Origin of the sequence: Geobacter metallireducens GS-15, assembly GCF_000012925.1 — a bacterium.
Taxonomy (GTDB): Bacteria; Desulfobacterota; Desulfuromonadia; order Geobacterales; family Geobacteraceae; genus Geobacter; species Geobacter metallireducens.
On record NC_007517.1, the window covers coordinates 3,701,992 to 3,727,729 of the forward strand.

General features: G+C 62.5%; 23 protein-coding genes. 17 read left to right on the top strand and 6 right to left on the bottom strand.

Annotation, left to right across the window (positions count from 1 at the left end; genetic code table 11):
* Positions 1-45: 45 nt before the first annotated feature.
* The 13 genes from GMET_RS16490 (at position 46) to GMET_RS16550 (ending at position 14,096) form a co-directional block, all read left to right on the top strand.
* Positions 46-1,653 carry a carboxyl transferase domain-containing protein gene (locus GMET_RS16490; protein ID WP_004512513.1) on the top strand — a complete coding sequence of 536 codons (1,608 nt, stop codon included), beginning with the start codon at positions 46-48 and terminating at the stop codon, positions 1,651-1,653.
* A gap of 145 nt (positions 1,654-1,798) precedes the next feature.
* Positions 1,799-2,590, top strand: a complete 792-nt coding sequence (locus GMET_RS16495) for an enoyl-CoA hydratase/isomerase family protein (protein WP_011366176.1) — start codon at positions 1,799-1,801, stop codon at positions 2,588-2,590.
* A 5-nt stretch (positions 2,591-2,595) separates the two neighbouring features.
* Complete coding sequence (locus GMET_RS16500) at positions 2,596-4,602, top strand: acetyl/propionyl/methylcrotonyl-CoA carboxylase subunit alpha (protein ID WP_004512516.1); 2,007 nt, start codon at positions 2,596-2,598, stop codon at positions 4,600-4,602.
* A 1-nt stretch (position 4,603) separates the two neighbouring features.
* Positions 4,604-5,533 carry a hydroxymethylglutaryl-CoA lyase gene (locus GMET_RS16505; protein WP_004512517.1) on the top strand — a complete coding sequence of 310 codons (930 nt, stop codon included), beginning with the start codon at positions 4,604-4,606 and terminating at the stop codon, positions 5,531-5,533.
* 26 nt (positions 5,534-5,559) lie between these two features.
* Positions 5,560-6,873: an acetyl-CoA hydrolase/transferase family protein gene (locus GMET_RS16510; RefSeq protein ID WP_004512518.1), complete on the top strand. Its 1,314-nt coding sequence runs from the start codon at positions 5,560-5,562 to the stop codon at positions 6,871-6,873.
* A gap of 142 nt (positions 6,874-7,015) precedes the next feature.
* Positions 7,016-7,594 (top strand): DUF6125 family protein, encoded by a 579-nt coding sequence (locus GMET_RS16515; protein ID WP_004512519.1) that lies wholly within the window; start codon positions 7,016-7,018, stop codon positions 7,592-7,594.
* 32 nt (positions 7,595-7,626) lie between these two features.
* Positions 7,627-8,316, top strand: a complete 690-nt coding sequence (locus GMET_RS16520) for a CoA transferase subunit A (protein ID WP_004512520.1) — start codon at positions 7,627-7,629, stop codon at positions 8,314-8,316.
* A gap of 17 nt (positions 8,317-8,333) precedes the next feature.
* Positions 8,334-8,990 carry a CoA transferase subunit B gene (locus GMET_RS16525; protein ID WP_004512521.1) on the top strand — a complete coding sequence of 219 codons (657 nt, stop codon included), beginning with the start codon at positions 8,334-8,336 and terminating at the stop codon, positions 8,988-8,990.
* Between the two features lie 33 nt (positions 8,991-9,023).
* Positions 9,024-9,554, top strand: coding sequence for a hypothetical protein (locus GMET_RS16530; RefSeq protein ID WP_004512522.1), 531 nt, complete (start codon positions 9,024-9,026; stop codon positions 9,552-9,554).
* Positions 9,555-9,689: 135 nt separating this feature from the next.
* Entirely contained in the window at positions 9,690-11,036 is a 1,347-nt protein-coding gene (locus GMET_RS16535; protein ID WP_004512523.1) for a hypothetical protein, read from the top strand.
* Between the two features lie 81 nt (positions 11,037-11,117).
* Positions 11,118-11,894 carry an electron transfer flavoprotein subunit beta/FixA family protein gene (locus GMET_RS16540; protein WP_004512524.1) on the top strand — a complete coding sequence of 259 codons (777 nt, stop codon included), beginning with the start codon at positions 11,118-11,120 and terminating at the stop codon, positions 11,892-11,894.
* A gap of 56 nt (positions 11,895-11,950) precedes the next feature.
* Positions 11,951-12,871 (top strand): electron transfer flavoprotein subunit alpha/FixB family protein, encoded by a 921-nt coding sequence (locus tag GMET_RS16545; RefSeq protein WP_004512525.1) that lies wholly within the window; start codon positions 11,951-11,953, stop codon positions 12,869-12,871.
* 49 nt (positions 12,872-12,920) lie between these two features.
* Entirely contained in the window at positions 12,921-14,096 is a 1,176-nt protein-coding gene (locus GMET_RS16550) for a thiolase family protein (protein WP_004512526.1), read from the top strand.
* Positions 14,097-14,378: 282 nt separating this feature from the next.
* Here the strand turns inward: GMET_RS16550 and GMET_RS16555 are convergent, their stop codons facing one another.
* From GMET_RS16555 to GMET_RS16575, 5 genes are all read right to left on the bottom strand, one after another.
* A complete protein-coding gene (locus GMET_RS16555) occupies positions 14,379-15,725 on the bottom strand; it encodes a hypothetical protein (protein WP_004512527.1) in 1,347 nt (448 codons plus the stop codon).
* Positions 15,726-15,772: 47 nt separating this feature from the next.
* The gene (locus GMET_RS16560) at positions 15,773-17,086 is read right to left on the bottom strand and encodes an acetyl-CoA hydrolase/transferase family protein (protein ID WP_004512528.1); all 1,314 of its coding nucleotides are present in this window, start codon (positions 17,084-17,086) and stop codon (positions 15,773-15,775) included.
* A gap of 97 nt (positions 17,087-17,183) precedes the next feature.
* Positions 17,184-18,308 carry a 6-oxocyclohex-1-ene-1-carbonyl-CoA hydratase gene (oah, locus tag GMET_RS16565; RefSeq protein ID WP_004512529.1) on the bottom strand — a complete coding sequence of 375 codons (1,125 nt, stop codon included), beginning with the start codon at positions 18,306-18,308 and terminating at the stop codon, positions 17,184-17,186.
* 61 nt (positions 18,309-18,369) lie between these two features.
* Positions 18,370-19,512 carry a cyclohex-1-ene-1-carbonyl-CoA dehydrogenase gene (locus tag GMET_RS16570; RefSeq protein WP_004512530.1) on the bottom strand — a complete coding sequence of 381 codons (1,143 nt, stop codon included), beginning with the start codon at positions 19,510-19,512 and terminating at the stop codon, positions 18,370-18,372.
* Between the two features lie 46 nt (positions 19,513-19,558).
* On the bottom strand, positions 19,559-20,701 hold the full coding sequence (locus GMET_RS16575; RefSeq protein ID WP_004512531.1) for a cyclohexane-1-carbonyl-CoA dehydrogenase: 1,143 nt from the start codon (positions 20,699-20,701) through the stop codon (positions 19,559-19,561).
* Positions 20,702-20,954: 253 nt separating this feature from the next.
* Here GMET_RS16575 and GMET_RS16580 point away from each other — a divergent pair, with 253 nt between their 5' ends.
* The gene (locus GMET_RS16580) at positions 20,955-22,601 is read left to right on the top strand and encodes a sigma-54 interaction domain-containing protein (protein ID WP_004512532.1); all 1,647 of its coding nucleotides are present in this window, start codon (positions 20,955-20,957) and stop codon (positions 22,599-22,601) included.
* Positions 22,602-22,604: 3 nt separating this feature from the next.
* Here GMET_RS16580 and GMET_RS16585 read toward each other — a convergent pair whose 3' ends face one another.
* Positions 22,605-23,066, bottom strand: coding sequence for an NUDIX hydrolase (locus GMET_RS16585; protein ID WP_004512533.1), 462 nt, complete (start codon positions 23,064-23,066; stop codon positions 22,605-22,607).
* 299 nt (positions 23,067-23,365) lie between these two features.
* On the opposite strand from GMET_RS16585, the gene tssJ reads away from it, so the two are divergent.
* From tssJ to tssE, 3 genes are read left to right on the top strand one after another with little or no spacing between them, the layout of a single operon-like run.
* On the top strand, positions 23,366-23,920 hold the full coding sequence (tssJ, locus tag GMET_RS16590; protein WP_004512534.1) for a type VI secretion system lipoprotein TssJ: 555 nt from the start codon (positions 23,366-23,368) through the stop codon (positions 23,918-23,920).
* Positions 23,917-25,308, top strand: coding sequence for a type VI secretion system baseplate subunit TssK (gene tssK / locus GMET_RS16595; protein WP_004512535.1), 1,392 nt, complete (start codon positions 23,917-23,919; stop codon positions 25,306-25,308). Before tssJ ends, tssK begins: the two co-directional genes overlap by 4 nt.
* 3 nt (positions 25,309-25,311) lie before the next feature.
* Entirely contained in the window at positions 25,312-25,722 is a 411-nt protein-coding gene (gene tssE / locus GMET_RS16600) for a type VI secretion system baseplate subunit TssE (RefSeq protein WP_004512536.1), read from the top strand.
* Positions 25,723-25,738: the final 16 nt, after the last annotated feature.

Sequence of the window (25,738 nt, forward strand, 5' to 3'; positions counted from 1 at the left end):
GGCAGACGCCTGAACACGCAGAAACGACGAGGAGACCAACCCGCCATGAGCGTACTGAAAAGTTCCATCAACACAACTACCGAAGAGTTCCGCACCAATGCCGACGTGATGAGGGGGCTGGTGGCCGACCTGGAGGACAAGGTCGCCCAGATCAAGCTGGGTGGCGGCGAAAAGGCTCGCGCCAAGCACGTTGAGCGGGGAAAGCTCCTTCCGCGGGAGCGTATCCGCCAGCTCCTGGACGTGGGTTCCCCCTTCCTGGAGCTGTCACAGCTAGCTGCCTGGGGAATGTACAGTGGTGACGTCGCCTCCGGCGGCGTCATCACCGGCATCGGCCGAGTCTCGGGCCGGGAGTGCATGATCGTTGCCAATGACGCCACGGTCAAGGGGGGGAGTTACTTTCCCAGCACGGTCAAAAAACACCTGCGGGCCCAGGAGATTGCCGAGGCGAACCACCTCCCCTGCATCTACCTGGTGGATTCCGGCGGAGCCAACCTCCCCCAGCAGGACGAGGTCTTCCCCGACCGGGATCACTTCGGCCGGATCTTTTACAACCAGGCGAACATGTCGGGCAAAGGAATTCCCCAGATTGCCGTGGTGATGGGCTCCTGCACCGCCGGCGGGGCCTATGTCCCGGCCATGTCCGACGAGAGCGTCATCGTCCGGTGCCAGGGGACCATCTTCCTGGGCGGCCCCCCCCTGGTGAAGGCGGCTACCGGCGAGGTGGTGAGCGCCGAGGACCTGGGTGGCGCCGACGTCCACTGCCGCACCTCCGGCGTCACCGACCACTATGCCGCCAACGACGGCCACGCCCTGGAGGTGGCCCGCCGGATCGTATCAAACCTGAACCGCGTCAAGCGCCCCGAGCTCGCCCTCCGGGAGCCGGCAGGCCCTCTCTACAACCCGGCTGAGCTCTACGGCGTCATCCCCACCGACACTCGCAAGCCCTATGACGTGCGGGAGGTTATCGCCCGCATCGTGGACGGCTCGGAGTTCGACGAATTCAAGCAACTCTATGGCACCACGCTCGTCTGCGGCTTCGCCCACATCTTTGGCTACCCGGTGGGGATCGTGGCCAACAACGGAATTCTCTTCTCCGAGTCGGCCCTCAAAGGGGCCCATTTCGTCGAGCTCTGCAGCCAGCGGGGGATCCCCCTCATCTTCCTCCAGAACATCACCGGCTTCATGGTGGGAAGCAAGTACGAATCGGGGGGGATCGCCAAGGACGGGGCCAAAATGGTGACCGCCGTGGCCTGCGCCAAGGTCCCCAAGTTCACGGTCATCATCGGCGGAAGCTATGGAGCCGGCAACTATGGCATGTGCGGCCGGGCCTACTCGCCGCGCTTCCTCTGGATGTGGCCCAATGCCCGGATCTCGGTCATGGGGGGAGAGCAGGCGGCCAGCGTCCTGGCCCAGGTAAAGCGAGACGGAATAGAGGCCCAGGGGAAAACCTGGCCCGCCGACGAGGAAGAGGAATTCAGGAGACCCATCCGAGAGCAGTACGAGACCCAGGGGCACCCCTACTATGCCAGCGCCCGGCTCTGGGACGACGGAATCATCGACCCGGCCGACACCCGGATGGTGTTGGGGCTCGGCATCTCGGCGACCCTCAACGCACCGCCCATGAAGACCGATTTCGGCGTCTTCCGGATGTAAGTGAACGCGGCTTTTCCGCAATCTCTGCGTTTATCTTCGGAATTTGCTTGTGCGACGTAGCGCTGCTACGCCTCCGCGCAATTCCTAGATCGCCTTGACCTTGCGAAAAATCCACGTTCACCGGAAGACCAAAGGACACAGAACAATGACCACTGAAACCATCCTGACCCAGATCGACGACCGGGGCGTGGCGACCCTCACCATGAACCGGCCCGAGCTCCACAACGCCTTTGACGATCTCCTCATCGCCGCCCTCACCGCGGAACTGCGGCGGCTCGAAGCGGACGACAGCGTGCGGGTCGTGATCCTCGCCGCCTCGGGCCGAAGCTTCTCCGCCGGGGCGGACCTCTCCTGGATGCGCCGCATGGCCGACTACACCCGGGAGGAAAACCTTACCGACGCCCAGGTGCTGGCCGAGCTGATGCGGACCCTGGCCACCCTGAAGAAGCCGACTATCGCCCAGGTCCAGGGGGCCGCCTTTGGCGGGGGGGTGGGGCTTGTGGCCTGCTGCGACGTGGCCATCGCCAGCCGGCGGGCCACCTTCTGCCTCTCGGAGGTGAAACTGGGGCTCATCCCGGCGGTCATCTCCCCCTACGTGGTGGAGGCACTAGGTCCCCGGGCCGCGCGCCGCTACTTCCAGAGCGCCGAGATATTCGACGCCGCCGAGGCCCGCGGCCTCGGTCTCGTCCACGAGGTGACGACGGAGGAGGAGCTTCCCGCCGCCGTGGAACGCCTTGCCGCAACTCTTCTCCTCAACGGTCCCCGGGCCATGGCCGCCGCCAAGGAGCTCGTGGCCCGGGTCGCCTCCGGCCCCATCGACGAGGCGATGATACGCGACACCGCCGAACGGATCGCCGACACCCGCGCCTCCGCCGAGGGGAAAGAGGGGCTCTCCGCCTTCCTGGAAAAAAGAAAACCTCGCTGGGTGAAAGGATAGATACCATGTTCGATACGATTCTCATTGCAAACCGGGGCGAAATTGCCTGCCGCGTCATCAGCACCGCCCGCCGCCTCGGCATCCGCACCGTGGCCGTCTACTCCGACACCGACGCCGACGCCCTTCACGTGACCATGGCCGACGAGGCGTACCACATTGGCCTGGCCCCTGCCCGGGAAAGCTACCTGAGAGGTGACGTCATCCTGGAGGTGGCGGCCAGGAGCGGCGCCCAAGCCATTCACCCCGGCTATGGCTTCCTTTCCGAAAACGCTGAATTTGCAGAAGCCTGCGCCAAGGCCGGTGTCGTATTCATCGGCCCCCCCACCGGGGCGATTCGCGCCATGGGCTCCAAGAGCGCCGCCAAGGAGATCATGGAGAAGGCCGGCGTCCCCCTGGTTCCCGGCTACCACGGCGAGAACCAGGATCCGGAGTTTCTGGGGCGGGAAGCGAAGCGGATTGGTTTCCCGGTCCTCATCAAGGCGAGTGCCGGCGGTGGCGGCAAAGGGATGCGGGCCGTGCGGGAGGCAGTGGAGTTTCCCGATGCCCTCGCCTCGGCCAAGCGGGAGGCCCAGGCCTCCTTCGGCGATGACCGGGTGCTCCTCGAAAAATACCTCACCAAGCCCCGCCACGTGGAGATCCAGGTTTTCGCCGATACCCACGGCAACGCGGTGCACCTCTTCGAACGCGACTGCTCCATCCAGCGCCGCCACCAGAAGGTGCTGGAGGAGGCACCGGCCCCCGGCATGAAGCCTGCCCTCCGCAAGAAGATGGGGGAGGCGGCGGTAGCCGCGGCCAGCGCCATCGGCTACGTGGGGGCGGGAACCGTGGAGTTTCTTCTGGACGAAGACGGCTCCTTCTACTTCATGGAGATGAACACCCGCCTCCAGGTTGAGCACCCCGTGACCGAGATGATCACCGGCCAGGACCTGGTTGAGTGGCAGCTCCAGGTGGCGGCCGGCGCCCCCCTCCCCTGCCGGCAGAAGGATCTCGCCATTGGCGGCCACGCCATCGAGGCCCGCATCTACGCCGAAGACCCGGCCAAGGACTTTCTCCCCTCCATCGGCCGGCTGGCCCATCTCCGCACCCCCGCCGAAAGCGCCAACGTCCGGATCGACACCGGCGTGGGCCAGGGGGGGGAGGTGAGCATCTACTATGACCCCATGATTGCCAAACTGATCGTCTGGGACACCGACCGGGCCGGGGCACTGCGCCGACTTCAGAAGGCCCTGGCCGACTATCAGGTGGTCGGGGTTACCACCAACATCGGCTTCCTCGGGAGCGTAGCGGCACACCCCGCCTTTGCCGCCGCAGACCTGGACACCGGCTTTATCGAGCGGCACCGGACCGACCTCTTCCCCGATCCCAGCCTGGCATCGGACCGGACCCTGGCCCTCGCCTCCCTCGACGTGCTCCTGCGCCGGGCCGCCGAGGCGAAGCGGACGGCCCTCGCCTCCGCCGATCCCTATTCCCCGTGGCACCAGACCAGCGGCTGGCGCCTCAACTTCGACAACCACCACGACCTCCACTTCCTGGACGGGGAAAAGGTCGTGACGATCACGGTCCACTACCGCGCAGAGGGGTATCTCCTTGCCCTGCCGGGGGGAGATCTCCTTGTCCGGGGCGAGCTGGATGCAGCCGGAGATATTCTGGCCGATCTGGGTGGGGCACGGGTTAAGGCCACCGTGGTTCGCCACGGCGCCACCCTCACCATCATGAAGGGAGGGCGGAGCCATACTCTGGCCATCCATAACCCCTACGCCCTCTCCGGCGACGAGGAGGGTGCCGGCGGCAGACTCACCGCCCCAATGCCGGGAAAAGTTGTGGCGGTCATGGTGGAACCGGGGGAGCGGGTGGAAAAGGGGCGCCCCCTCATGATCCTGGAGGCCATGAAGATGGAGCACACCATCGCCGCCCCCCGGGACGGACTCGTGGCCCGGCTCAACTTCACCGTCGGCTCCCTGGTGAGCGATGGGGCGGAACTTCTGGCCCTTGCCGACGAAGAGGGGGTCTGAGATGCCAATGCCGACGCGGGTGAAGATGGTGGAGGTGGGGCCCCGGGACGGTCTCCAGAACGAGAAGGCGATCATCCCGGCCGAGGTAAAGATCGCCCTTATCGATAAGCTGTCGGAGGCGGGGCTTCCGGCGATCGAGGTCACGAGCTTCGTCTCTCCCACCTGGGTCCCCCAGATGGCCGACAACGCCCAGGTCATGACCGGAATCGCCCGCCGGGAGGGTGTCGCCTATCCGGTTCTCGTCCCTAACCGAAAGGGGCTGGAAGCGGCCATTGCCGCCGGCGCGGCCGAAATCGCCATATTCGCCGCCGCCTCGGAGTCCTTCTCCCGAAAGAACATCAACTGCTCCATTGCCGAGAGTCTGGAACGCTTCGCCGAGGTCATCACCGTGGCCAGGGTCCAGGGGTTGCGGGTGCGGGGGTATGTCTCCTGCGTCCTCGGCTGCCCCTACGAGGGTGAGGTGAGCTTCGACGTGGTGGCAGGGGTGGCAGGGCAGCTCCTGCAGCTCGGCTGCTACGAGATATCTCTTGGCGACACCATCGGCGTGGGCACCCCCGGCCGGGCGCAGACCATGGTGGATGTGGTGTCGAGACTGGTGCCGCGGGAGAAACTGGCAGTCCATTTCCACGATACCTACGGCCAGGCCCTGGCCAACATCCTGGCAGTCCTCGAACGGGGCATCGCCACCGTCGACAGCTCCGTGGCCGGCCTCGGCGGCTGTCCTTACGCCGCCGGCGCCTCGGGCAACGTTGCCAGCGAGGATCTTCTTTACATGCTGAACGGCCTCGGCATCGAGACCGGGGTCGACCTGGAACACCTCATGGCCGCCGGAAACTACATCTCCGGCCACTTGGGCCGCCCGTCGGGCTCCCGTGTGGCTCGGGCCATGGGGTGCTCTCCACACCAGATAACGACGACGGCAAACGCCTGAACTAAAACAATACAGGAGGATTGACCATGAATAATGCAGCATTGGCCGTATCCCGATACGAACAGGAATATCAGCAGAAGCTCTCCACCGCCGAAGAGGTGGCGGCCACCGTCAAATCGGGGGACCATCTCTGCTTCCCCATCTGCGCCGGAGAGCCGACTCTCTTCGTCAAGGCCCTTGCAGCCCGCAAACATGAGCTCGAAAGGGTGGTGGTAAACCAGCAGCACCACCTCTGCCCCGACTACCTCACCGAGGAGTCCACTCCCCATATCCGGGTCAACTCCTGGTTCACGAGCCACGTCTCCCGCAAGGCGGTCCAGAACGGCTGGGCCGACTTCGTCCCCAACTACTTCCACGAGGTGCCCAAGCTCCTGCGGGAATACTGGCCCGTTGATATCGCGGGAACCGTGGTTTCCCCCATGGACGAGCACGGCTTCTTCACCTGCAGCCTCTCGGTGGCCTACACCATGGAGGCGGTCAAGAAGGCGAACCGGGTGGTGGTGCAGGTGAACCCCAATGCCCCCCGCACCCACGGCAACTGCCACATCCACATATCCGACGTGGACTTCATCATCGAAACCAACGACCCCATCGTCGAACTGGCCATTCCTCCCATCACCCCCATCGAGGAGGCGATTGGCGGCTACATCGCCGAACTCATCGAGGACGGCTCCACCCTGCAGCTCGGCATCGGCGGCATTCCCAACGCAGTCTGCAAGGCGCTCCTGAAAAAGCGAGATCTGGGAATTCACACCGAGATGATCACCGACGGCATGGTGGACCTCATGTTCAGCGGAGCGGTGAACAACTCTAAAAAGAACCTCCTGCCGGGGAAGACCCTCGGCACCTTCGCCCTGGGAACCAAGCGGCTTTACGAGTTCATGAACGAGAACCCCATGATTGAGATGCACCCCGTGGACTTCACCAACAACCCCTACAACATCGGCCAGAACGACAAGGTGGTGGCCATCAACGCCACTATTGAGGTGGACCTCCTGGGACAGTGCTGCTCCGAATCCCTGGGCCACGTCCAGTGGAGCGGCACCGGCGGCCAAGCCGACTTCGTCCGGGGGGCCAACATCTCTCGCGGAGGGAAAAGCTTCATCACCACCGCCGCCACCGCCAAGAACGGAACGGTGTCGAGCATCGTACCGACCCTCAAGCCGGGAGCGGCGGTCACCACCAACAAGAACGACGTCGATTACGTGGTGACCGAGTTCGGGGTGGCGAAGCTTCGCGGCCAGACCGCCCGGCAGCGTGCCCTCAACCTTATCAATATCGCCCACCCCGACTTCCGTGAGGAACTGACGGCTGAAGCCCGGCGGATGAACCGAATTTAAAGAAATGGCCCGGGACCTGGTAGGGATTCGGAAGATACGCCGAGGAATATTCCGAGTCCCAAGGCCTGGGACCGCACCGCGCGCCGGGAGGGGCGCCTCCTTCGCCCGGCGCGCGGTGCCACCTTTACCAAAGGAGAGAGACATGTCCGACACCTGTTGCGCACCCGGCTTCATGCCCCCGAAAAGCATAATCCTCGACGAGGGGGTACGCCTCCTCTACGACCTGAACAAGGACCAATTGGTCGACATCATCGTCGACAGCGCCAAAAACTGGCTGGCCCACGACGGCCTCTGGTTCCAGGCCATCGAAGCTACCCATGGCATGGACGCGGCCATGGACGCCGACCGCGAGGCGTGGCGGAAGTTCACCGTCATCGAGGCCCAGAGGATCATGGCGCGCCTCGGCATCGAACCGGGGGGAGGAATTCCCGCTTTGGTCGAGTGCCTGAAGCACCGTCTCTACGCCCGCCTGAACCTCCAGCAGATGGATGAAGCGACCGACACCCGTGCCGTCTTCATGATGGTGGACTGCCGGGTCCAGTCGGCCCGCAAGCGGAAGGGGCTTCCGGACTTCCCCTGCAAGTCGGTGGGAATCGTGGAATACGCCGAATTCGCCCGGACCGTGGACCCCAGGATCGAAACCCGCTGCATCGCCTGCCCCCCCGACCCGCACCCCGACTATTTCTGGTGTGCCTGGGAATTTACCCTGCGGGAGTCATAACGAAGTCCTCCGGGAGAAAGGGAGAACGTGCAATGAAAGTTCAATCGTCCATAGAAAAGGCCCTGGAGGGGATCCAGGACGGGGCAACCCTCATGGTCGGCGGGTTCGGCCTGGTGGGAATCCCCGAGAAGCTGATCCTCGGGCTCCGGGAAAAGGGGGTGAAGAATTTGACCGTCATCTCCAACAACTGCGGGGTGGATGACTTCGGCTTGGGAATTCTGCTCCAGAACCGGCAAATCAGGAAGATGGTCTCCTCCTACGTGGGGGAAAACAAGGAATTCGAGCGCCAGTTCCTCTCCGGCGAGCTGGAGGTGGAGCTTACCCCCCAGGGGACTCTAGCGGAACGGATCAGGGCCGGCGGCGCGGGAATCCCGGCTTTCTACACCCCGGCCGGCGTCGGCACCCCCCTGGCCGAGGGGCGCGAGGTGCGGAGCTTCAACGGCCGGGAGTACCTCCTGGAGACAGGCCTTGTGGCCGACTTCGCCCTGGTGAAGGCGTGGAAGGGGGACTGGATGGGGAACCTCATCTACAACAAGACCTCCCGCAACTTCAATCCCATGATGGCCACGGCGGCAAAGGTCACCATCGCCGAGGTTGAGGATCTTCTGGACCCCGGAGAGTTGGACCCGGCTTTCATTCACACACCCGGCGTCTATGTGCAGCGAATCGTGCTGTGTGGCAACTACGAGAAGCGGATCGAGCGGCGGACTGTCCGGGCTTGATTGAAAGGAGAGAAACAATGGCTTTGACACGGGAACAGCTGGCCCAGCGGGCAGCACAGGAGGTTGAAGACGGCTTTTACGTGAACCTGGGGATCGGCATCCCCACCATGGTTGCGAACTACATCCCCCCTGCCTGTCACGTGGTCCTGCAGTCGGAGAACGGCCTCCTGGGGATCGGCCCGTCCCCCCGCGAGGACGAGGTGGACCCGGAGCTGATCAATGCCGGCAAGGAGACCATCACCATGATTCCCGGCGCCTGCATCTTCAGCAGTTCCGACTCCTTCGCCATGATCCGGGGTGGGCACATCGACCTGGCCATCCTCGGGGGGATGGAGGTTTCGGACTCCGGCGACCTGGCGAACTGGATGATCCCCGGAAAGATGGTGAAGGGAATGGGGGGAGCCATGGACCTGGTCCACGGGGCGAAGAAGATCGTGGTGGTCATGGAGCACTGCAGCAAGGGGGGGCAGTCCAAGATCCTGAAGCAGTGCACCCTCCCCCTCACCGGCAAGGGAGTAGTGAACCGGATCATCACCGACCTGGCAGTGATGGATGTCACTGGCGACGGTCTCATCCTCCGGGAACTGGCACCGGAGGTGAGCGTCGACGATGTGGTCCGGGCAACGGAAGCGTCGCTTGCCGTGCCCGCCGACGTAGGAACGATGGCCCTGTAACCGCGCAATCCCCGACGGGAAAGGAGCAACTCAATGAAAGCATGTCCCCTGGCCGTAATCCTTGTCCTCCTTCTCCTCGCGGGGTGCGCGGGAAGCCGTCCCGTTCCCGCCCCAACCGAGGAGTACGTGGAGGTCGACAACCCGGCCGCCACCATGTCTCCCTCCGCCCCTGCCACCATCTGGGTCCCGAAGCGCTATGTGGATAACGGCATTCCCCGTGGAGGGGAACTGGTTAAGAAAGGGTATGAAGCGGCGACACGGGGTTCCGGTGAGATTTCTTCGCCGCCGGCGAGAGCGGAAGAAAGCCGATCCTATGCCAGATACAACCGGGTGGTCTCAGTGGAAAAGGAGAGAGTCTGCTTTAACACCGACCGGAACGCCGGCATCAAGCCGGGAGTGAAGCTGCGGCTGTATCGCGGCGGGAGTGTCGTTGAAGGGATCGGCTTTGTGCCGGGCAACGTGGTGGGGACGGTGACGATTACCGATCCGGTCGGCTCCGGCGCCTGCGGAACCCTCGATCAGGGAGGAGAGGCGCGGGTGAACGACTTGGTGAGGGTGGAATGAAACGCGGCTTTCGGCGGTGACAAGATCCGCTGACTCTCCGGAGGAGCGGGGAAGAGGAGGTGCGCTGCGGGCTACGGGTAACGGTGGCTGGAGGGTTGTTGTCAATTTTTTCTGGGAATTGTGAAGGAGGAATTAATGATCAAGAAAACATCTGTTTCGGTTGCAGCAGTAATGATGTTGGCCGCGCCGGCCCTAGCCCAGGAGGTACCCCAGGCCACCACACCGGCCTATAACTGCGATTTCGAGCCCTCGTGCGAGGTGGCCCCGGGCATCTACGGCAAGATGGCGTCGCCGGTCACCAGCAAATTCAATCTCTCCATCGGCGGTTTTGTCAAGCTCGATTACGCCTATAACTCGGTGAACCTGGGGTCCAACGGCGCACTGGGGACCCTCCAGAACGGCATCCCCAAAAGCAGCTCCGCCGCCGGCCGGCAGGACCAGTCCATCTTCACCGCCCGCCAGTCCCGCTTCTGGCTCAAGGTCGCCGGACCGAACTTCCTCGGCGCCAAAACCAACGCCATCATCGAGGCGGACTTCTACGGCGGAGGGGGCTCCTCCAACGAAAGCCCCAACATGCGGCTGCGGCTCGCCAACACCACCCTCGACTGGGTCAACACCCAGGTGCTGGTGGGCCAGGCCTATGACATCTTCGGACCGGCCATCTCCTCCACGGTCGACTTCGGGTCCGGCAACAAGACCGGCGCCCCCAACAACCCCCGTGTCCCCCAGGTCAGGGTAACCCAGAAGGTGAACCTGAACTCCGACAACGCTCTGCGGCTGGTCCTCGGGGTGCAGAACCCGGTGCAGGATGCCAACGCCCAGACCGGCACCAACAGCGATTCGTGGGGAGGAAAGCTGAACGTGGCCGGCCAGGCGATGCTGATCAGCAAGGCCCTCGGGGTCGCCCCCGGCTACTACGGGCTCTCCATGAACTCCCTGACCGCCGGCGTCTTCGGCCTCTACGGCAACCAGAGCGTGGGGGATAACAGCAAGACCGTCGACACGTGGGGGTATGGCTTCTACACCTTCGTGCCGCTCTTGTCCTCCAAGGACGGCAGGAATCGGGCGATGACCGCCTCCTTCGAAGGACAGCTCTACATGGCGGCCAACCAGAGCGTGAACGGCGCCACTGCGGGGACCGTGATCGGCCCCGCCGGCAGCAAGACCGCCGCCAAGGGGTACGGCTTCTACGGCCAGCTCATCTTCTATCCCACCCAGGACCTCGGAATAACCGCCGGCTACGGGCGGAGAAACGCCTATAACTATGCCAGCTACAGCGGCATCAACAACTTCGAGAAATCCAACTCCAATATCTACGCCAACATCGCCTACGACCTGAACGCAGCAGTACGGGTCGCCGTGGAATACCAGAACCTCAACACCCAGTACGGTAACGTCACCAACGGCACCGGCAACCTGGCGGGATTGGCGACCAGCGGGACCGCCAACATTGCGCGGTTTGCGGCATTCTACTTCTTCTGATCAGCGGCGGCGTGCCCCTTCCGCCGGGGGGCACGCCGCAACCGCGGAACAGGCTTAACGCTCTTCACCTAGGAGGTCAGCATGAAGATACTGGTCTGCATCAAACAGGTACCCGACATGGAGTCCCGCTTCAGGGTAAGCAGCTCCGGAAACTGGCTCGAAGAATCCGATCTGGCCTTCCGGCTTAACGAGTACGACGAGTACGCCGTGGAGCAGGCGGTCCAGCTCAAGGAACAGCTGGGGGACATCCCCGAGATCACGGTCCTCTCCATTGGCCCGGACCGGGTCGGCGAGTCCATAAGGAAGGCACTGGCCATGGGATGCGACCGGGGAGTCCACATCCGGGACCCCGAATCGTCCCGCAAGGATCCGTGGCAGATCGCCTCCCTCATCGCCTCCTTCGCCGGGGACAAGGAATTTGACCTCATTCTCACCGGGATGCAATCCCAGGACCGGGGCTCCGCCCAGGTGGGAATCATGGTGTCCGAAATCCTCGGCTATCCCTGCGCCTCCACCCTGGTCGGTTTCTCCTACGACAACGGCATCATCAGCGCCAGGCGGGAACTGGAAGGAGGAACCAAGGCAGTCGTGCGACTCCGGACGCCGGCGGTCGTCACCTGCCAGCTGGGGCTCAACGTGCCGCGCTACCCTACCCTTCCCAATATCATGAAGGCCAAAAAAAAGGAAATTCTGTCGGTGCCGGTGGCGGATTTCTCCGTCGTGGACGGACATGCAACAACCCTGCGACTCTATCAGCCGGCAAAGAAGGGGGGCGGGCTCGTCATCGAGGGGGAAGTGAATGATCTTGCCGACAGGCTCGTGGGGATACTGAAGCAGAAAACCATGGTGCTGAGGTAGTGACAACATGCCGGCCGCGATCAACGGTTCCGCGGCCCGCCTATGAAGGAGGTTCTATGAAGGTGCTTCTGGTGGGAGAATACCGCGAAGGAAAGCTCCGCGAGGAAAGTTACGATCTAGTGGCCTTTGCCGACGCCCTTGGTGCCCAGCGCTCCATGGTTCTCGTGGCGCCGGCGGGGACGGTGCCAACCGTGGACGGGACCCTCTACATTGCCGACGCGGCGCAGTGCGGCGAGTACAACCCGGAGCACCACAAGAGAATAATCCTCGCTGCCGTAGAGCGGGAAGACCCTGACTGCATCGCTTTTGTCCACTCATCCTACGGCTGGGATCTGGCCCCGCGGTTGGCGGTTGCACTCGGGGCTGCACAGGTGTCGGAAGTGGTTGCGGTTGCCGGCGACGGCGCCTACGAGGTGAACTGCTGCAACGCCAAACTACGCCGCGCCGTGACGCCAAAAACACCCAGGACCATACTCACCATCCAGGCCGGGGCATTCAGCCTTGAGAGAGAACCTGCGGGAATGCCGGCAATAGTCCCCCTCGACGTCCCCCTTGAACCGGACCGGATTCAATTCGACGGCTACGAGGCTGCGGAGAAAAAGGGGGTTGATCTCGGCCGGGCAGAAATAGTCGTCAGTGCCGGCAGGGGTGTCGGAAAGAAGGAAAACGTGGGGGTCATTGCCGAGCTTGCCAAGGTGCTTGGCGGAGAGTTGGGGGCAAGTCGGCCGGTGGTCGATGCCAAATGGGTTGACCATAGCCACCAGGTGGGAACCACTGGCCAGGTGGTCAGCCCCAAGCTCTATGTGGCCTGTGGTATCTCCGGTGCCATCCAGCATGTTGCAGGAATGAAAAAGGCTGACTTTGTGGTGGCCATCAACAAGGACCGGGATGCCCCCATCGGAGAGGTTGCCGACGTCCTGGTGGTGGCCGATGTCATGCAGTTCGTGCCGGCCCTGACAGCACGGGTCATGCGGTGACAAACGGCATATCTTCTACAAAAGTGGCACAGACTATCGGGAGGCTTCGATGAATGAAATATTTGTGGTTGATGCTCTGAGAACACCGTTTGGTTCATTTTCCGGCATGCTGGCCGACGTGGATGCCCCAAAGCTGGCCGCCACCGTCATGAAAGAGCTTCTGGCAAAGGCCGGCCTCGCCCCCGACACGGTGAATGAAGTCATTGTGGGGCAGGTCCTCTCCGGCGGCTGTGGCCAAGCCCCGGCCCGCCAGGCCATGCGCGGGGCGGGAATCCCCGACACGGCCCATGCCCTGACCGTCAACAAGGTCTGCGGAAGCGGCCTGAAGGCAATCATGCTCGGCGCCGACAGCATTCGTCTCGGTGAGTCCCAAATTGTCATCGCCGGCGGCATGGAGAACATGTCCCTGGCGCCCTTTTTCCTCAAGAAGGCCCGCGCCGGCTACCGCATGGGGCACAGTGAACTGCTGGACCTGCTGATCTACGACGGTCTCCAGGATCCCTATACGGGCCGCCACATGGGAGAGATCGGTGAGGCGAGCGCGGAGCGGGGCAACCTCTCTCGCGAGGAGCAGGACGCGTTCGCCCGGCGCTCCTACGAACTGGCCCAGGCGGCGGTGACCGGCCGCATCTTTGCCGACGAGATCGTGCCGGTGGTAAAGAAGGGGAAAAAGGGTGACGAAACCATTGGCACGGACGAAGAGCCCTTCAAGGGTGATCCGAGCAAGCTGCCATCTCTGCGGGCCGCCTTCAAGAAGGACGGCACCATCACCGCCGGCAACGCCTCCACCATCAACGACGGCGCGGCCCTGGCCCTACTGACCGATGCCGACGGCCTAAAGAAGTACAACCTCACCCCCAAGGCCCGGATCGTTGCCTCGGCCACGGAAAGCCGTCATCCCGACAACTTCCCCGAGGCCCCCATCGGCGCCATCGAGAAGGCCTGCGCCAAGGCCGGCCTGACGGTGTCCGACATCGACCTCTTCGAGATCAACGAGGCCTTTGCCTCGGTGGCCCTCCTGGCCGTCAAGGGTCTCGGCCTCCCCTTGGACAAGGTGAACGTCAACGGCGGCGCCTGCGCCATCGGCCACCCCATCGGCGCCAGCGGCGGCCGGCTTGCAGCCACGGTCATCCGGGAACTCCATCGGCGGCAGAAACGCTACGGCCTCGCCACCCTCTGCATCGGCGGCGGCGAGGCGGTGGCAGTCATCTTCGAGCGGGTTTGATATTAAAAATCCACCACGGAGACAGGGTGGCACGGAAAAAGGCAAAGAAATGGGGTTCGTTTCCCAGGTTATCTCAACGCCTCCGTCTCTCAGTGGTTGCAAAGAGGAATCAAGCCCCCCTCTGAGGAAACAATTTGGCCGTAAATCTTTCTGGTCCGCCGCTGCCCGACGCCTCCGGCAACCGGGAGCGTCCGTCGTGAAGGTGGAGCCGACAGCCAGTCTGTTATCGGGGCGCCTCACGGGTAACTTCCGGCGCAACTCGATTGCGGGAACCTGAACATTCTAGAAGAAATAGATCATCGAGAACCGGAACACGTTCGCCTTCCCGAAATCTGAAGTGCCTGCGGTAACGTTGCCATACCGGGTGCTCACGTATTGATACTCGGTTGCGACCCTGACGGCGGCGTTGAGGTCGTAGGCGATATTGGCAAAGGCCTGGGAGTTTGACTTCTGGAAGTCCTTGATGCCACTCCGGGTATAATCCGCGAAATTTTCCGCCCCCCTCATGCCGTACCCGGCGGTGATGCCCAGATTCTGGGTCGGGTAGAATATCATCTGCCCGAACAGGCCATACCCCTTGGCGCCGGTCTTGTCCCCCTGTGGACCGATTAACGGGCTGACGGTTGCGTAGTTGAACGACATGTTGGCGGCCCGGTACGCCTGCCCTTCGAAGGAGGCGGTCATGGCCCTGCTTTTGCCATCCGCGGACCTCAGAACCGGCACGAAGGCGTACAAGCCATATCCCCATGAATCAACCGTTCCCCCGTTGCCCGCTATCTCCTGATTGCCGTAGAGGCCGAACAGCCCAACCGTAAACTGGTTCATGGGGAGCCCCCAGAATCCGGGTGCCGCGCCAAGGGCCTTGCTGACAAGCATCGCCTGTCCCGCGATATTGGGCCTGGCTCCCCAGGATTCCCCCGCCGTGCCGTTGGCGGTATTGCTGTTCTGTATCGGATTCTGCAGTGCCGCTATGAGCTTGAGAGAGTTCTGCTCACTCAGCCTCACTTTCTGTGACACCCGTAACTGGGGAACGCGGGGGGTGGTCGGGTTGCCGGCGGTCTGCCCCTGGCCGAAGTCGACAGTGGATGCCGCCGCCGGCCCGAAGAGATCCCATGACTGTCCGAAGAGGATTTGCGTGTTTGCCCAGTCGAGGGTGCCGTAGGCAAGCCTGATCCTCATGGTGGCGGTTTCATTGCTGCTGCCGCCGGAGCCGAAGAAATCGGTCTCGATCAGCGCGCCCGTCCTGGCGCCCAGAAATGTCGGCCCCTCGGCCTTGAACCAGATGCGGCTCTGTCGGGCGGAGAAGAGGGATTGATCCTGTTTCGCCGCAGGTGAACTGGTTTTGGGAATGCCGTTGGGCTGCAGCGTTGCCACGAGGCCGATACCGTTTGCAGAGCCCAGATTGACGGAGTTGTACACGTAATCGAGCTTTACAAAACCGCCGATCGACAGTTTGAATTTACTCGTGACGGGTGACGCCATATTTCCATAGATGCCGGGGCTCACCTCGCAGGCCGGCTCAAAATCGCAATTATACGCAGGCGGAGACTGCTGTGGAACATCCTGGGCCGATACCGGCACCGCAAGCATTACCAAAGCCGCTGCACAATACATCAATGTAAATCTCATCACGTACCCCTCCCAAACCGGTTGCGGGACAGTACTGCCGACAGGCTCTAAATGCGGTTCATCCTTCTGGCTGCCTCGGTGAGTTCGCCCCGGAAATCGGGGTGTGCGATGTTGATCAGGTTGATGGCCCGTTGCCGGGCAGTCTGCCCCCGGAGCTTGGCCACCCCGAACTCGGTGACCACATAATCCACATCGTTCTTCCCGGTGGTGACAGATGCCCCCGGCGCCAAGGTCGGAACGATGCGTGATATGGTTCCGTTTTTTGCGGTGGACGCCGTGGTGATGAAGCCTTTCCCGCCGTTGGAGATATTCGAACCCCGGACGAAATCGGCCTGGCCGCCGGTTCCGCTGTACTGCAGATGCCCGAACGACTCGGAACAGCACTGGCCGAGCAGGTCCACCTCAAGCGTGGCGTTGATCGACACCACGTTGTCGTTTTTGCCGATGTTGTGGGGATAGTTGACGTAATCCACCGGGTGCATCTCTATCCGCGGATTTTCGTTCATGAACTCATAGAGCCGGCTGGTGCCGAGGGCGAACGTGGCGACGGTCTTGCCGGTATGGGTTTGCTTGCGGGAGTTGTTGACCGCCCCTGAAAGCATCAGGTCCACCATGCCGTCGGAAAGGAGCTCGGTGTGTATCCCCAGATCCTTCTTGTGCAGCAGTGCCTTGCAGACCGAGTTCGGTATGCCGCCCCAGCCGAGTTGCAGGCATGAACCGTCTTCCACAAGTTCCGAGATATAGCCGCCGATAGCCTCTTCAACTGGCGTGATGGGGGGGATGGTCAAGGATGCCAGGGGCTCGTCACACTCGATGATGTGGTCCACCTCGGAGATGTGAATATGGCAGTTGCCGTGGGTCCGGGGGGCCTGGGGGTTCACCTGCACCACCACTTTCTTTGCCTTCTTAATCGCCTCCATGGTGTAGGCCACGGAGAGGCTGCAGGTGAAGTAGCCATGCTCGTCCATGGGGGAAACCACGGTCCCGGCCACGTCAACGGGCCAGTAATCACGCAGGAGCCGGGGAACCTCATGGAAATAGTTGGGAACGAAATCCGCCCACCCCTTCTGGACCGCCTCGCGGGAAACGTGGCTCGTGAACCATGCGTTGACCTTTATGTGCGGAGCCGAATCCTCCGTGAAGTAATCGGGGCAGAGGTGATGCTGCTGGTTGATGACGACCCCTTCCAACTCGTGCCTGCGGGCCGCCAACGCCCTCACGAAGAGCGTCGGCTCCCCGACGCTGATGGGGAAGCAGAGACAATCCCCCGACTTGACGACTGCCGCGGCTTCTACCGGCGAGCAGACTTTCTGCCGGTACTCCTTTTCATAGCTGCGCTTGGCATTTTTTACGCTTTCCATAAACGATACCCCCGTTGGATGGTTTCATTGGTTCGGCACACCTGCCGGCACGTTACGCACCTGATGACATCTCGGATCATCGTGACGACCGGAAGCATCAAATCTCAATCAACTCCTCGGCCCAGGGCGTTCCCTCGGCCAGCTGACGGCGAAGCTTGACGAAATCGATCTCGCGCCCCGTCTCCTTGGTTCCTTCATTGAACGCCCGGAAGCCGATGCGGGCCTCGTTCATCATGTTGAGCGCCAGCCACGCGCGGGAGTTCTCCTTGTTCAGGTTCCACGCCTGGAGCTTTGGTTTGCGCAACTCTTCCAAGCTCTTGGTCATGCACTCGGGGAAGGTCTCCAGAAGCTTGGCGCAGAGCTCTTCCACTTTCTCATCGAGGAGGCTGAGATCGACCTCCCCTTCCTTGATCCGGGCCTGTCCCGCCTTGAAGTCGGCGCCGGTCTTGAATTCGCCCTGGACTACCCTGCCATACTCGTCCAGGAACCGGTCGGTGACGACGGTGGGGTTGGCGACGAACGTACCGCCAACCTTGAGGGCCGGGACCACATCGGCGATGATGCCGAGCCGCGCCGCCTTGTGGGCCGAGAAGGGCTCGCAGAGGGTCCCGGACACCATGGCCTGCTCGCAGCCAATCATGATCGGCAGGAAGTCGGTTGCCCCGCCGATGGCGGCTGAGCCGTGCTTGGGGCCAGCCTGCCCGAATTTCGCCAGATCCTGGGCGATGGAGAAGTCGCAGGCCATGCCGATCTCCTGGCCGCCGCCGATCCGCATGCCGTTCACCCGGCAGATCACCGGCCGGTCGCAGCCGAGGATGGAGGAGACCATGTCGTTGAACAGCCGCATGTACTGCCGGTACTCCTGGGGGTTGCCGGCATAGTACTCCGCGTACTCCTTGGTGTTGCCGCCGGTGCAGAACGCCTTGTCGCCAACGCCGGTGAAGACCACGGCATTCACCTCGCGATCGACGGAGGCGCGACGGAAGGCAAGGATGGTGGCCTTGACCATCTCGGTCGTGTAGGAGTTGTACTGCCTGGGGTTGTTGAAGATGATCCAGGCGTTGTAGAGCCCTTCCGCCACCGACCCGTCACGGCGCCTGGCCGGCCGTTTCTCGTACCGGACCATGCCGTTGCAGAGGCTCTCCACCTCACAGTCGATCAGGTTGTGGTCGACCAGATATTCCGGAAAGGTCTCGGCGATCATCACATTTGTCCTAGCCATTCTCTTTCTCCGCTCTTAAGGCTATCTGCCTGATGTCACGATACATTCCTGTTGTTACCCTTTACGGGAACAACAGGGCCCTCCCCGTCACCATGCGGGTTATCTGATTGGTGCCGGTGTAGATCTGGGTCAGCTTGGCGTCCCGCATCATCCGCTCCACGCCGTTTTCCTTCATGTAGCCGGAGCCGCCGAGCACCTGCACGGCATCGGTGGTCACCCGCATGGCAGTGTCGCTCGCCATAGTCTTGGCCATGCTGCCGTAGAGCACCGCCTTCTTATCCCCATCATCGAGCAGTTCCGCCGCCTTCCGGGTCAACAGCCGCGAGGCTTCCACGGCCGTCGCCATGTCGGCGACCATGAACTGAACCGGCGCGAGGTGGGCGATGGGCTTGCCGAACTGCACCCGGTCCTGGGTGTGTCTGACGGCTATGTCCAGCGCACCCTGGGCGATGCCGACGGCCTGGGCCGCGCAGAAGACTCGGTTGGTGGAGAGGGTCTGCATGAGGTTGGCAAAGCCGGTCCCTTCAGCGCCGATGATGTTTTCCGCCGGGACCTCCATGTTCTCGAAAAAGAGCTCGGAGTTGATGGAGCCGCGCATCCCCATCTTCGATTCGTTGCGGCCGTAGACGAGTCCCGGGGTCCCCTTCTCCACGACAAAGGCGCTGATACCCTTGGACCCCTTCTCCGGATCGGTGTAGGCATACACGACGATGACGTCAGCCACCGAGCCGTTGGTGATGAAGCACTTCTGGCCGTTGATGACATACTTGTCGCCTTGGCGCACCGCCCGGGTTTTCATGGCAAGGAGGTCGGAACCGGCGGCCGGCTCGGTGGCGGCCAGGGCCGTCAGCAGAGTGGATTCACCCGCAAACCGGCGCAGGTAGCGCTCCTTCAGCTCCGGACTCCCCCCGTGGATGATCGGCAGCATGCCATCGGTCTGGGCGATGAGGAGGAGAGCGGTGGAGGCGCAGACGCGGCCCAGCTCCTCGAGAATCAGGGCCAGGGTCAGGACCCCCATCTCCGTGCCCCCGTATGCAGCGGGGAGGAGCGGGTTGAGGAGACCCAGCTTGGCAAAGAGGTCACGGGCGTACTCCGGAAAGAGCGATTTCTCGTCGAGTTCCAGCGCCCGGGGCGCGATCTCGCGGGTCGCCACGTCGCGCACCATGTCCAGCGTCAGTTTCTGTTCTTCGGTAAGATGTTTCATGGGGATATCTCCTTTTATCAGTGCGAAAATTCACGCTTTCCGGGATTCAAGCGGCCTCTTTCAGGATCTCCCGGGCGATGACCAGCCGCTGGATCTGGTTGGCCCCCTCGAATATCTGGGTCAGCTTGGCGTCCCGGAACATCCGCTCCACCGGGTAGTCCTGCATGTAACCATAGCCGCCGAAGACCTGGATGGCGTCGGTGGTGATCTGCATGGCGGCGTCGGAGGCGAAGAGCTTCCCCATGGAGGCGAGCTTGGTGTTGCGCTTGCCCTGGTCGTAGAGGGCCGCGGCCCGGTAGATGAGGCCGCGCGCCGCTTCTATCTTGGTGGCGCTGTCGGCGATGATCTGCTGGATCATCTGGTGCTCGCAGAGCGGTTGCCCGAAGGTCTTCCGCTCCCGGGAATGCTTCAGCATCTGATCGAAGGCCCCTTCGGCAATGCCGAGGGCCTGGGCGCCGATGGCGGGGCGGGACATGTCGAAGTCCTTCATGGCGAGGAGGAACCCCTTGTTCTCTTCGCCGAGAAGGTTACCGGCCGGAACCCGCACTTCGTCGAGATACATCTCGGAGGTCTTGGACCCGCGCTGGCCCAGCTTCTTCTCGATCTTCCCCACCTTGAGCCCCGGCGCATCGCCATCCACCAGGAAAAAGCTGAGGCCGTTACGCCCGTTCTCGGAGGTGCGCGCCAGGACGGTGTAGTAGGATGCCACCGGTCCGTTGGTGGAGAAGCATTTGGTGCCGGAGATGACGTACTCGTTGCCATCCCTGACCGCCGTGGTGCGGATAGAGCCGACATCGGACCCGGCACCCGGCTCGGAGACCAGATAGGCGGCCAACTCCCGCCTTTCCACAATCCGGGGGAGCACCCGCTCCAGGAGTTCCCGGCTGCCGCCGTGCAGCAGCGGAAAACTGCCCACAGCCTGGATGATCAGCATCAAGGATGATGAGGCGCAGTGGCGCGCGATCTCTTCCACTGCCGTACAGAGCAGCGTCCCCTGGCTCTGTTCCGCGCCGCCGAACTCCGGCGGGAACACCAGGGTCATGAGCCCCAGATCCCACAGCAGCGACAACACCTCGCCGTCGAGCTCACCGGTCGCGTCGACGGATGCAGCCGCCGGTGCAATCCGTTCCCGTGCCGCCTGGCGTATGGTTTCAGTCACAATGCGTACTTCTTCGCTGGTATTAAACATTCGTCCCTCCTCATGCCGACACAGGCATATTTATTTTTTATAACGCCTTTATATCCAACACCCGTGCCAACAAAGGCAACAACTGCAACAACATCGTAAAACACTAATATGTAATGATATTTTTAATGTATACATCTAGAAAACGATTTGTTATATTTTAACGCGTGTAGACATATGGATACACACATCGCCCACCACCTCCGAAGAGATGGCGGTTTTGCAGCTATGAACCCAAAAGGAGACATGTCGACTGATGGATACACATACCCCCGCTTCGCTGTTCCTTAAAGCAGACTATTGCAGATGCGGTATTGTCCTCCTCGACGAATCAGGCCGCGTTACCGCCCTGAACCGGCAGTTTTTCGACACGACAGGCCTGGAGTTCAGAGAGGGTGATCTCCCTCCCGACGAGTTGCGGGGGCTGAAGAAAGGAGAGTGGATTTTCTGGGGGAGGAAGTGGTTCGTGCAAGCGGAGGGGCGGCACGGGGTGGAGCTGCTGGCAATCCGGCGCGTTCGGGCTGCGGACCATATACTGGGGCCGTACGGAGAGAACTGCCTGAATGAAGAGATGGTGAAAATGGTCCTCGACAACCCCTACGAGGGACTGACGGTCGTCGACGCTACGGGGAAGGTCACCCTGCTCAGCCCGTCCAACGAGCAGTGGCTGGGGCTGGAAGTCGGAGGGGGACGGGGCCTCGACCTGTCGGCCATTGCGCCGGCCAGCCATTTGTCGGAGGTGGCCCGCACCGGCGTGGCCGAACACGCCCAGGTTGTCGACCTGCACGGCAAGACCAAGGTCACGGTGAACCTTCCCATCCGGCGGGACAACAAGGTGATGGGCGCTTTCGGGAGAATCCTCTTCAAGAGCACGGAACAAGTGGAGAAGCTGGTGACCAAGGTGCGGACCATGGAACTCCAGGTGGAGCGTTTCGAGACCCTGCTGGATGAAATGCGGGGGAAACGCTACTCCTTCCGTAACATCCTCACCAAAAACAAAGAAATGCTGATGCTCATCGAACAGGCACGACGCGTGGCCGACTCCGGCGCGACCGTGCTCATCCTGGGAGAAAGCGGGACTGGCAAGGAGTTGTTCGCCCAGGCGCTCCACGAAGCTTCGAGGAGGAACAAGGGGCCTTTCATTGCAGTAAACTGCGGCGCAATCCCCCGCGACCTGATCGAATCGGAACTGTTCGGCTACGAAGAAGGGGCCTTCAGCGGCGCCAGGAAAAAGGGGAAGCCCGGCAAGTTCGAACTGGCGTGCGGCGGAACGCTCTTTCTGGATGAGATCGGTGAACTCCCCCTCGAAAGTCAGGCAAAGCTGCTGCGGGTGCTTGAGGAGCGTAAGATAGACCGCCTGGGAGGCACGGCGCCGCTCCCCGTCGATTTTCGCCTGGTGGCCGCCACGAACCGCGATCTCATGACGAACGTCAACAAAGGGAGATTCCGCGCCGATCTCTATTACCGCATCAACGAGTTCCCCCTCGAGATTCCCCCCCTCAGGTCCAGACCGGAAGACATCCCCCTGCTGGCGAAGCATTTTCTGACGGAAGTGTCACGCCGGGAAGAACTGCCGATGCTCAAGATTTCCGCAGGAGCCACGGAGGCGTTGATATCGCACGACTGGCCCGGCAATGTACGGGAACTGCGCGGGGTCATGCGTCAGATGGCCTGGAAATCCCAGGGATTAACCATAGAGCCCCACCACCTGCCGCCGGCGCTCAACAAGGGACAGACCGTCGGGGTCTCCGGTACGCTGGAGGAACAGACAGCCAGGACGGAGCGGGCCGCCATCGAATCGGCCCTGCAGGCTGCGGGTGGGAACCGGGCGCTGACCGCACGCATGCTTGGAATCCATCGCACCGCCTTATACAAAAAGATGCACCGACTGGGGATGGAATAGCGACTATGGCTCCCCCAAACTTCCCAAAAGCTTGTATGGATTGGTTGCGTACGAGAAACAGGCAACGGTTCCCGAATAGTCAAGAAGCGCCCTGAGCCGGTCCCGGGTCACGGGATGAGCAACCAGCTCCACCCCTTCGCGCTCGCTAAACCACCCCAGCTCCGGCGTTTCATCGCTGGGAGCCAGTTCACCCTCCGCATAGTCCGCCAGAAACGTGAGGATTAGCGACGCAGGGGGTGAAACCTTGGACCAGACGGCAGTAAGGGGTCCCGGTTTGATCTCGACCCCCGTCTCCTCTCTCACCTCCCGGCGAAGCGCGTCGACAATCCCCTCCCCTGCCTCGACACGCCCCTGCGGGATTTCCCAGCCACGTTTATGGTGCCGGATCAACAGGATCTCGCCGAGCCCGTTTCGAATCAAACACCCTACGACAACGATGTGAACAGGGGAATCATGGGTACTCATGGCCACCTCTCCGGCATCAAATAGATACGCCTGTCAACTTTAGCAAAGTCTCTACTTCTTTTCTCGCCGTCAGATCACAATTCTGCCCCTTGGCCTTCGCTGCGCCGTCAGCAATGACACAGCAGTGCTCCGTACCTTCTCTCAGTGCCTTGCCACACCTCGACGCAAGCTGATTGACATACATACATGAAAAATGATAATAAGAATTTTTTTATTTTTGGCAAACTTAGGAATATTTCATTTCCCCCCACCCGTCTGTCCTATCTCTTGCCGACGACACCATCCATAGGGAGAAGCCCATGAAGCGTCGAGCCGCTTTGCTGCTCTATGTATCCGCCATAGCATCGCTTTGTTCCTGCACCTCCACTCCGAAGGCAACGCCTCCGCTGGATTGGGGCTACGAAAAGGAGGCGATCTCCGTCACCCTGAAGGGGGACCCGCAGCTGAATCTCTTCCAGAAGAGTCCCCACGCTCTCGTGGCCTGCCTCTACCAGCTCCGGGACCCCAATGCCTTCAACCAGTTCCGCACCGAGCCCGACGGCCTGACCAAGCTTCTGGAGTGCGGCCGCTTCGATCCGGGAGTGGCGACCGCCAAGCGGATGGTGATCCAGCCGGGACAAGAGGTGAACGAGTCCCTGGACCGAGCCGAAGGGGCCCGCTACGTGGGGTTCGTTGCCGGCTACTACCGCCTTGACAAGGATCGCTCGGCACGGCTCTACACCATCCCCTCAGTGGAAGAGACCAAGGGTTTCCTCAGCCGGACCAAACTCGTGAAACCGGGACGGCTTGACATGAAACTCCTCCTAGGTCCCCAGGAGATCCAGGACGTGACTGAGGAGACCGAAAAACCATGACCGCCCACCCCCCAGTCCACTGGCACCAGGGGCTCTTTCTCCAGCCCCAGCATTTCCAGCTTCTTGACCTGTCAATCCAGGGGCGCCTCGCCCCCCTCTTCAGCTATCTCCACCCCCATTTCTGGGGGGCCGGGGAGTTGGAGATCGAGGAGAGCGCCCTCGGCACCGGGATCTTCAGCATCCTCTCGGGAGAATTTCTCTTCCCCGACGGCACCTGGGCGGTCCTGGGCGAAAACGCCCTATGCGAGCCCCGCTCCTTCGACAGTGCCTGGCTTGAGGGGGATAAACCCCTCATGGTCTCCGTCGGTATCCGCAAATGGCAGGAAGCGGGGGAAAACGTGACGACGGTGGAGCGTCTGGAGGGGCTTTCGGCCGTCTCCACCCGTTTTGCGGCCCCCATGGACCCGGAGGAGGCACGGGATCTCCACGCCGGTGGTCCCCCGGGGCAGGTAAAGCGGCTGCGGCATATGATCAAGATCTTCTGGGACAGCGAGCGAGAGCAGCTGGGGGACTGGCACCTAATTCCCGTGGCCCGGCTGGAGCGCTTCGGGGCCGAGGTGCGCCTCTCCCGGCGATTCATCCCCCCTTCCCTGGCCCTGGAAGCCAGCGAACCACTCTTCCGCATCATCCGGGAAATCCGGGACCAGGTGGCGGCCCGGGGGCGGCAGCTGGAGGAGCACAAGAAGCAGCGGGGGATCCAGAACGCCGAGTTCGGCTCCCGGGACCTGGTCTACCTCCTGGCGCTCCGCTCCCTGAACCGCCATGTACCGTACCTCTTCCACCTGACCGAGGCCAGGCGGGTCCACCCCTGGGACGCCTACGGTGCCCTGCGTCAGCTCATCGGCGAGCTGGCCTCCTTCTCGGAGCGGGTTTCGGCCCTGGGAGAGCTGGACGACGGGGTCCGCCTCCTTCCCCCCTACGACCACCGGGCCCTGGGAGAGTGCTTCGCCGGGGCCCGGGACCTGATCGCCCAGCTCCTGGACGAGATCACCGCCGGTCCCAACTACGTGATCCGCCTCCTCCACGACGGCACTTTCTTCAGCGCCGAGCTGAAACCTGCGGTATTCGACGGCGGCAGCCGCTACTACCTGGCCCTGCGCACCAAGGAAGAGCCAACCACCTTCCTCCCCTCCCTGGAAACCTCCGCCAAGCTCAGCGCCCGGGAGCACCTGCCGGTCCTGGCGTCACGGGCACTCCCCGGCATCGAATTGGCCCACATGCCGGTTCCGCCCCAGGAGCTGCCGCGCCGTTCCGACACCCACTACTTCGCCGTGGACGCCGCCGGCGACCAGTGGCCCCTGGTGGAGCGGGAGCACACACTGGCCCTCTACTGGACCAGCGCCCCCGCCGACCTGGAGGTGGAGCTGATGGTGGTGGCGCGAGACTAACCCATGCGCGACGAACGTCTTCTGGAACGGATCCGCTCCTTCGAGCGGGACCCGGCCCGGCGCGGCCGCCCCGACCACGGGCGGCTGGTGGAGTCGGTCCTGGCTCACCTGCGCCAGATTCTCAACACTCGCCAGGGGAGCGCCCCCATTGCCCCCGACTACGGGGTCCCCGATTTTCTCGACTTCCTCCAGACCTACCCCGACTCGGTGCGGGAGATCGAGCGGAGCATCCGCGTCGCCATCCAGACCTACGAGCCCCGCCTCGACGGGGTGCGGGTCGCCTTCATCCCCCAGGAAGACGACGTCCTGGCGCTCCGGTTCCAGATCACCGCCCGGATCACCGATGACGATGGGGGTACGGTCCGCTTCGAGACCGTGGTGGACACCGACGGCAAGATCGCAGTCAAACGCTGACCGATTCCAGATAAGA

Coding starts and splice junctions, on each gene's coding strand:
- GMET_RS16490 (WP_004512513.1), top strand. CDS start 46: ATGAGCGTACTGAAAAGTTCCATCAACACAACTACCGAAGAGTTCCGC.
- GMET_RS16495 (WP_011366176.1), top strand. CDS start 1,799: ATGACCACTGAAACCATCCTGACCCAGATCGACGACCGGGGCGTGGCG.
- GMET_RS16500 (WP_004512516.1), top strand. CDS start 2,596: ATGTTCGATACGATTCTCATTGCAAACCGGGGCGAAATTGCCTGCCGC.
- GMET_RS16505 (WP_004512517.1), top strand. CDS start 4,604: ATGCCAATGCCGACGCGGGTGAAGATGGTGGAGGTGGGGCCCCGGGAC.
- GMET_RS16510 (WP_004512518.1), top strand. CDS start 5,560: ATGAATAATGCAGCATTGGCCGTATCCCGATACGAACAGGAATATCAG.
- GMET_RS16515 (WP_004512519.1), top strand. CDS start 7,016: ATGTCCGACACCTGTTGCGCACCCGGCTTCATGCCCCCGAAAAGCATA.
- GMET_RS16520 (WP_004512520.1), top strand. CDS start 7,627: ATGAAAGTTCAATCGTCCATAGAAAAGGCCCTGGAGGGGATCCAGGAC.
- GMET_RS16525 (WP_004512521.1), top strand. CDS start 8,334: ATGGCTTTGACACGGGAACAGCTGGCCCAGCGGGCAGCACAGGAGGTT.
- GMET_RS16530 (WP_004512522.1), top strand. CDS start 9,024: ATGAAAGCATGTCCCCTGGCCGTAATCCTTGTCCTCCTTCTCCTCGCG.
- GMET_RS16535 (WP_004512523.1), top strand. CDS start 9,690: ATGATCAAGAAAACATCTGTTTCGGTTGCAGCAGTAATGATGTTGGCC.
- GMET_RS16540 (WP_004512524.1), top strand. CDS start 11,118: ATGAAGATACTGGTCTGCATCAAACAGGTACCCGACATGGAGTCCCGC.
- GMET_RS16545 (WP_004512525.1), top strand. CDS start 11,951: ATGAAGGTGCTTCTGGTGGGAGAATACCGCGAAGGAAAGCTCCGCGAG.
- GMET_RS16550 (WP_004512526.1), top strand. CDS start 12,921: ATGAATGAAATATTTGTGGTTGATGCTCTGAGAACACCGTTTGGTTCA.
- GMET_RS16555 (WP_004512527.1), bottom strand. CDS start 15,725: ATGAGATTTACATTGATGTATTGTGCAGCGGCTTTGGTAATGCTTGCG.
- GMET_RS16560 (WP_004512528.1), bottom strand. CDS start 17,086: ATGGAAAGCGTAAAAAATGCCAAGCGCAGCTATGAAAAGGAGTACCGG.
- oah (WP_004512529.1), bottom strand. CDS start 18,308: ATGGCTAGGACAAATGTGATGATCGCCGAGACCTTTCCGGAATATCTG.
- GMET_RS16570 (WP_004512530.1), bottom strand. CDS start 19,512: ATGAAACATCTTACCGAAGAACAGAAACTGACGCTGGACATGGTGCGC.
- GMET_RS16575 (WP_004512531.1), bottom strand. CDS start 20,701: ATGTTTAATACCAGCGAAGAAGTACGCATTGTGACTGAAACCATACGC.
- GMET_RS16580 (WP_004512532.1), top strand. CDS start 20,955: ATGGATACACATACCCCCGCTTCGCTGTTCCTTAAAGCAGACTATTGC.
- GMET_RS16585 (WP_004512533.1), bottom strand. CDS start 23,066: ATGAGTACCCATGATTCCCCTGTTCACATCGTTGTCGTAGGGTGTTTG.
- tssJ (WP_004512534.1), top strand. CDS start 23,366: ATGAAGCGTCGAGCCGCTTTGCTGCTCTATGTATCCGCCATAGCATCG.
- tssK (WP_004512535.1), top strand. CDS start 23,917: ATGACCGCCCACCCCCCAGTCCACTGGCACCAGGGGCTCTTTCTCCAG.
- tssE (WP_004512536.1), top strand. CDS start 25,312: ATGCGCGACGAACGTCTTCTGGAACGGATCCGCTCCTTCGAGCGGGAC.